Raw genomic sequence first — 6,807 nt, 5'->3', positions numbered from 1 at the left:
TGGGGGGAGAGGTGTCGAGCGAAGCTCGACGGAGTGGGGGTCGACCTGCTCACCGCGTCTTTGTGTCAAGCCGGGGGATGTCTCGCCTTGATTGGCCTTGGTGCCGAATTGTCGGCGACGGCGCATTTGAGGACCGCCTTCCCCCACTCCGTCGCTGCTTCGCAGCGCCACCTCTCCCCCCTCCGGAGGGAGAGGAAAGGAGCCTCGCGGCGGGCGGGATGAGCTGGCGGAGAGGAGGAGCGCGATATGGGATTGCGTAATCCCGGGAAGGCGTAGGCCGCCTACTGAAAATTCCGCCCCCTGGGCATGACGCTTTCCGCCTTGTCCGATAGCATGGCGATGTCCGGCGGGGCGGGCAGAGCCGGGGTCATCTCCTCCAAAAGCATGGTCAGCCACGGCGTCAGGTCCTCGATCTTCTCGGCGACGATGTGGATGACGCCTGATTCCTGCTGTAGCTTGCCGGTGACGCGCACGAAGCGGGCGCCCATGACGATGGGGCGGAAGCGGGTGAAGGTCCTCTCCCAGAAAATGACATTGGCGACGGAGTTCTCGTCCTCCAGCGTCAGGAAGATCGCGTTGCCCTTGCCGGGGCGCTGGCGCACCAGCACGAGGCCGGCGACGGAGACGCGCCGGCCGTCCTTGACGGACGGGAGACGCGCATTGGGGGTGACGCCGGCGCGGTCGAGCCGCTCGCGCAGGAAGGCCACCGGATGCGCCTTCAAGGACAGGCCGAGCGAGCGGTAGTCGTGGATGACATGCTCGCCGAGCGGCATTGTCGGCAGCCTGGTCTCCGGCTCCAGTTCGCGCAGGCGGACCGTCGGCTGGTCGAACAGCGGCAATTTCTCGGCGGCACTCTTGCCGTCGAGCGCGCGCAGCGCGCAGAGCGCGGCGCGGCGGTCGAGGCCGATCGAGCGGAAGGCGTCGGCCTCGGCCAGTCGTTCGATCTCGCCGACATCGAGGCCGGAGCGCAGCCAGACGTCTCGCACGGTCTCGTAGCCGGCGCCGCGCCGCTCGACGGACAGCGTCATGCGCTCCTCCGACAGGCCCTTGATCTGGCGAAAGCCGAGGCGGACGGCATGGCCGGTCTCGATCACGCCGCGCATCTCGGCATGGCGGGCAAGCACGCGAGCCGGATCGAAGGCGGTCTGTTCCAGCGCGCAGTCCCAGACGGAAAAGTTGATGTCGACCTCGCGCACCTCGACGCCGTGGTCGCGGGCGTCGCGCACAAGCTGCGCCGGCTGATAGAAGCCCATCGGCTGCGAATTCAGGATCGCGGCGCAGAAGACATCCGGGTAGAAGGTCTTGAACCAGCAGGAGGCATAGACCAGCAGCGCGAAGGAGGCGGCATGGCTTTCGGGAAAGCCGTATTCGCCAAAGCCTTCGATCTGCTTGAAGCAGCGCTCGGCGAAGGCCTGCTCGTAGCCCTTGCCGACCATGCCGTCGATCATGCGCTGGCGGTAGTTGCCGATCGTGCCGGTGCGCTTGAAGGTGGCCATGGCGCGGCGCAATTCGTCGGCCTCGCCCGGCCGGAAGCCGCCGGCGACGATGGCGATCTTCATCGCCTGCTCCTGGAACAGCGGCACGCCCAGCGTCTTGCCGAGGATCTGCTCCAGCTCCGGCTTGGGATATTCGGCCTGCTCCTTGCCCTGCCGGCGGCGCAGATAGGGGTGCACCATGTCGCCCTGGATCGGACCCGGCCGCACGATCGCCACCTCGATGACCAGGTCATAGAACGCGCGCGGCCTGAGGCGCGGCAGCATCGACATCTGGGCGCGCGACTCGATCTGGAAGACGCCGAGCGTGTCGGCGCGGCAGATCATGTCATAGACGCGGCCATCCTCCTCCGGAAGGGAAGCCAGCACATAGGGCCGGCCATAGGCGTCCCGCGCATCCGGATAATGCTGCGTGAGCAGTGTGAAGGCGCGCTTCAGGCAGGTCAGCATGCCGAGCGCCAGCACGTCGACCTTGAGGATCTTCACCGCGTCGAGGTCGTCCTTGTCCCATTCGACCATCTTGCGCTCGTCCATCGCCGTCTTGACGATGGGGACGACCTCGTCGAGCCGGTCCCTGGTGATGACGAAGCCGCCGACATGCTGGGACAGATGCCGGGGAAAGCCCATGATCTCGTTGGCGTGCTCGATCACCTGCCTGGCCAGCGGATCGCTGCGGTCGATGCCGCCGGCGGCTGCCTCCTTCTCGCCGAGCTCGGAGGTCGACCAGCCCCAGATCGAGCTGGTCAAGGCGGTGCGGACATCCTCGGACAGGCCCATGGCCTTGGCCACCTCGCGCAGCGCCGAACGGCCGCGATAGCTGATGACGGCGGCGGCGAGCGCGGTGCGCTTGGCGCTGTATTTCTGGTAGATATAGGCGATGACTTCGTCACGCCTTTCATGCTCGAAGTCGACGTCGATGTCGGGCGGCTCGTTGCGCTCCTCGGAGATGAAGCGCTCGAACAGCGTGTCGATCCGGTCGGGGCCGACCTCGGTGATGCCGATGCAGAAGCAGACGATGGAATTGGCGGCGGAGCCGCGCCCCTGGCACAGGATATGCTGGCTGCGGGCATATTTGACGATGTCGTAAACGGTGAGGAAGTAGCGCGCGTAGTTCAGCCGCTCGATCAGGGCGAGCTCTTCCCCGATGCGTTTCATCACGGCGGCGGGGACGCCGGCCGGATAGCGCGTCGCCGCCCCTTCCATGGCCAGGCGCTCGAGCTCGGCCTGCGGCCCCAGGCCGGATTCGGTCGGCTCGTCCGGATAATTGTATTCGAGGTCGCTGAGCGAGAAGGTCAGCTCGCCGGCGAAGCGCAGCGTCTCCGCCAGCGCTTGCGGGTGGCGGCGGAAAAGCCTGGCCATTTCCTGCGGCGGCTTCAGATGGCGCTCGGCGTTGGCCGCCAGCTCCAGCCCGACCTGGGAAACGGGTGTGTTGAGGCGGATCGCCGTCAGCACGTCCTGCAGCGAGCGGCGGCCGGGGCTGTGATAGAGGACGTCGTTGGTCGCCATCAGCGGCACGCCCAGCCGGTCTGCCATCGCCGCCGCCTGCTCGACGCGGAAACGGTCATTGCCGCGATAGTCCGGCGCCACGGCAAGCCGCAGCGCCGCGCCAAAACGATCCTTAAGCCGGCTAATCATTGCGAGACTGCCATCCGGATCCGACGACAGGTCAGGCAGCGCCGCCAGCGACATCAGATCCCCCCATTCGAGAAGGTCGCCCAGCTTCAGCAGCGTCGCCCCCTTCTCGTTCTCGTCGCGCAGATTGGCCTGCGTCAGCATGCGGCACAGATGCCCCCAGCCGGCGCGGTCGCGCGGATAGGCGAGGATGTCGGGCGTGCCGTCGCCGAACACCAGCCGGCAGCCGGGATGATAGGCAAGCGTCTCCACCCTGGCCTGCTGCCAGGCGCGCACGACGCCGGCCACCGTGTTGCGGTCGGCAAGCCCGATCGCGGCGAAGCCGAGGTATTTCGCCGCGACCACCAGTTCCTCCGGCTTGGAGGCGCCGCGCAGGAAGGAGAAGTTCGACTGGATGCCGAATTCGGCATAGGCGGTGGCGGCGAGCGCGTTCATGCGAAGACCCCGTGCATGAACCAGCGCGGCGGCATGTCGGACGCGCCGTAGAGGCCCTGGCGGTAGAGCCAGTAGCGGCGGCCATCGCTGTCCTCGATGCGGAAATAGTCGCGGGTCGGCGCTTCCTCCTCGCCGGGAAGCCTTCGCCACCATTCCGCGGCGATGCGTTCCGGCCCTTCGGCGCGGGCGACGCGGTAGAGCGCGCGCCGCCAGCGGAAATTCATCGGCGGTCCCTCGGGCATCTCGGTGGCCGGCACCTCGATCGGCTCGGGCGAACGGAACAGGCGGATCGGCCGTTCCGGCGGATAGATGGTCACCGGCGGAACGGCGCGCTCCGGCCGCTTGAGCGGCGCGCGCCTTTGCGGCGCCTCGGAGAAGGGGACGATGGCGACGGCGCGCTCCGGCAAATGGCTCTCGACGGCAACCGGCCGCAGCACCGCGGCCTCGCCGAGCCGCGCGCGGACGCGGTCGGCGAACAAAGCGATATCGGCGTCATCGTCGTTGGCCTCGCCGGTGAGATCGGCCTGCTGCATGTCGAAGGCCGCCGCCGACAGTACCGAAAGGCGCACGAGGTCGAAGCCGTAGCCGGCGTCGATGTCCTGCTCGAGTGCCGCAAGCCGCTCGTGGAACAGCCTGCGGATCAGCGATGGCTCGCGCAGCGGGCGCGAGGTGCCGACGGCGATGCGGCTGACGGCGCCGTCGACGCGGAAGAGCAGCAGAGCGAGCGCCCTCGCGCCCTCGCCACGCCGCTCGAGGTCGCCCTTCAGCGCCGTGGCCAGCCGGCTCACCAGCCGCTCGATGTCGTCGGTCAGCACGACCGGCTCGGCCAGGTGGCGCTCGACCGAAAGCGGCGCCACCGGCAGGCGCGGCGACACCGCCTCGTCGAGGCGGCCGAGCGCCTGGTCGAGGCGCAGCAGCAAGCCAGCGCCGAAGCGGCGGGCAAGCGGGGCGCGGGGCGCCGTCATCACCGCGCCCGCCGTGCGCAGGCCGACGCTTTCGAGGCTGGCGCGCGTTTCCGGCTCGATGCGCAGTGCCGAGAGCGGCAAGGGCGCCAGCAGCGTCTCCTCCTCGCCGCCGGCGACGATCCGGTCGCCATGAAAATGCGCCGCCGCCCAGGCGGCGCCCGGGGTCGAGGCGAGCCCGGCGCGGACATCGAAACCCTGCTCAAGGAAGCGCGACAGGATCTCGTCCTGCATGGCGCGTTCGCCGCCGAAAAGATGGGTGCAGCCGGTGACGTCGAGGAACAGGCCGTCGGCGCCGTCGATCGCCACCAAAGGCGTGTAGCGGTCGCACCAGTCGGCGAGGCCTTCGAGCAGGCGGCGGTCGGCCTCTGGATCGGCCTCGACGATGTCGATCGTCGGGTGCATGGCGCGCGCGTCGGCGATGCCCATGCCGCGCTTCAGCCTGAGCGCCTCAGCCCGCTCGTCGAGGGCGGCGATGCGCTGGGCGTTCATGTCGCGGTGGCTGATCACCAGAGGCAGGTGCTGCGACGGCCGGGAACGCCAGGACCGCCCCAGACGCTGGCGCAGGATGCGGTCGGCGGCGAGATGCGGAAACCACAGCGACAGGATTCGTTGCCCGTTCTTCCTGGGTCCTTCTTTCCTCGAAAACATGTTCATCGGGGTTCCACTCCAGTGTGAATTGTCCGGGGAGCGCGGTGCGGCTCTTGCCGATGTTGACGGTGAAGGCGGGACGGCCGATCGAGCCGGCCAGCGGCCCGGCGATCGTCGCGCGGCTTGCCGAGGGCGCGGCCGACACGATGAGGCGCACGGGCGCGGCGGTCGGCTCGGCCTCGCCAGCCTGGCGCAGCAGCAACACCGGCCGGCCGGCGTCCTGGGCGCGGGCGTGCAAACGCCGCGTCGCGGTGAGGTCGAGAGGCCGCGGGCTGCCGCGGATTTCGAGGATGACGGCGGCGAGCGCCGTCATGCGGGCGGCTTCCTCGGCGATCCACAGCGCGTCGAGCAGCCTCGGCGTCTCGGAAAACAGCAATTGCTCGGGCGCGATGCCGAACAGGCTCCGAAGTCCGCCGGCATAGGGGAAGCCGGCCTCGCGGAAGATTTCCGAGGTGCCGACCCACAGCACCGGCAGTCCCGGCTGCCGCGTCAGGATCAGGCCGGCAAGCGACAGGGCAAAGCCGGCGACGGCTCCGGCGTCGCGGGTCTCGACGCCATGGATCTCGCTCAGCGCCGCCTTCGGCAGGCCGCCGCCGAGGGCGTCGTCGAGCGGCTCGATGCCGGTGCGCAGGAAGGCATCCGGCGCGGCAACGGCAAGGCCGCGCCGAACCACCGTGACATCGGCGATGTCGCGGTCATCAGGCGACGCGCCGGCCGGCGCCGCCAGGCGCTCGGGCAGCGTTCCCTCGATCTTCGCGATCTGGCGGCGCAGGGCAAAAACAGTCTCCCGCGCCACGGCGGTCATCGCCATGACGGTCAACTTTCAGCAGCATTGTTCCTGTTATGTTCCTATAGATTCCAGAGCGGTCCGGAAGAGTCAAGCAGAGTCATTGTGAATTTATTCCTCTGTCATTGTGCGCTTTCGTTTGACGCAATCCGGATGGAAAACCGCTTCACAGTTTTCCTGGAATTGCTTTAGCGCTGGCCACCGAAGGCCAGCGGGCCGCAAGCCCGGCAAAGACGGTTCCCAGCAACAGCTGCGGCGCCCGCTGAAACCGCGTCCGTCTCGACAATGCCGCGCCGATCCGGCTGGCGGTCAGGATGACCAGACCGTTGACGACCAGCCCGATCAGGTTGAGCACGGTTGCCAGCACCAGTATCTGCCCCGCCACGGACCCGGCCTGCGGCTGCACGAACTGCGGGAACAGCGCCAGCACGAACAGCGCCATCTTCGGGTTGAGGAGATTGGTCAACAGCCCCTGCCGGACGATGCGCGCTAGCGAGTGGCGCGCAAGGCCGGCGACCGGCGCAAGCGCTGCCCCGTCGGAGCGGAACGCTTTCCAGGCGAGATAGGCCAGATAGGCAGCGCCGGCGTAACGCACGATGTCGTAAGCGATGGGCGCGGCAAGGAACAGTTGCGACAGGCCGAAGGCAGCGGCCAGCGCATGGCAATAGGTGCCGGCGGCGATGCCGACATAGGTCGCCAGGCCAGCCGCGCGCCCCTGGCTGGCGCTGCGGGAAGCGATCAACAGCATGTCCGGCCCCGGCGTCGCGGTCAAAGCGAGGCAGGCAATGGCGAAAAGTCCAAGGGTGGAAAGGTCCGGCATGAGGAGCTCCTGATACATGGCCGGAAC

4 protein-coding genes are annotated in these 6,807 nt (G+C 68.4%); all 4 read right to left on the bottom strand.

Annotated features, from left to right (window positions below):
• Window positions 1–281: 281 nt before the first annotated feature.
• The 4 genes from EN780_RS24120 to EN780_RS24105 all read right to left on the bottom strand — a co-directional run bounded on the left by EN780_RS24120 (window position 282) and on the right by EN780_RS24105 (window position 6,780).
• Window positions 282–3,560: an error-prone DNA polymerase gene (locus EN780_RS24120; protein WP_128275527.1), complete on the bottom strand. Its 3,279-nt coding sequence runs from the start codon at window positions 3,558–3,560 to the stop codon at window positions 282–284.
• Entirely contained in the window at window positions 3,557–5,032 is a 1,476-nt protein-coding gene (locus EN780_RS24115) for a DUF6504 family protein (RefSeq protein WP_128275526.1), read from the bottom strand. The genes EN780_RS24120 and EN780_RS24115 overlap by 4 nt, the downstream gene beginning before the upstream one ends.
• On the bottom strand, window positions 4,974–5,984 hold the full coding sequence (locus tag EN780_RS40770) for a hypothetical protein (protein ID WP_127286467.1): 1,011 nt from the start codon (window positions 5,982–5,984) through the stop codon (window positions 4,974–4,976). The genes EN780_RS24115 and EN780_RS40770 overlap by 59 nt, the downstream gene beginning before the upstream one ends.
• A 142-nt stretch (window positions 5,985–6,126) precedes the next feature.
• Entirely contained in the window at window positions 6,127–6,780 is a 654-nt protein-coding gene (locus tag EN780_RS24105; RefSeq protein WP_127392681.1) for a LysE family translocator, read from the bottom strand.
• Window positions 6,781–6,807: the final 27 nt, after the last annotated feature.

This window comes from Mesorhizobium sp. M4B.F.Ca.ET.089.01.1.1, from assembly GCF_004022605.1.
Taxonomy (GTDB): Bacteria; Pseudomonadota; Alphaproteobacteria; order Rhizobiales; family Rhizobiaceae; genus Mesorhizobium; species Mesorhizobium abyssinicae.
This window is presented reverse-complemented; position numbering and strand designations above follow the sequence as displayed.

Excerpts from the sequence above, each read along its gene's own strand:
- EN780_RS24120 (WP_128275527.1), bottom strand. The coding sequence starts at position 3,560 with ATGAACGCGCTCGCCGCCACCGCCTATGCCGAATTCGGCATCCAGTCG.
- EN780_RS40770 (WP_127286467.1), bottom strand. The coding sequence starts at position 5,984 with ATGGCGATGACCGCCGTGGCGCGGGAGACTGTTTTTGCCCTGCGCCGC.
- EN780_RS24105 (WP_127392681.1), bottom strand. The coding sequence starts at position 6,780 with ATGCCGGACCTTTCCACCCTTGGACTTTTCGCCATTGCCTGCCTCGCT.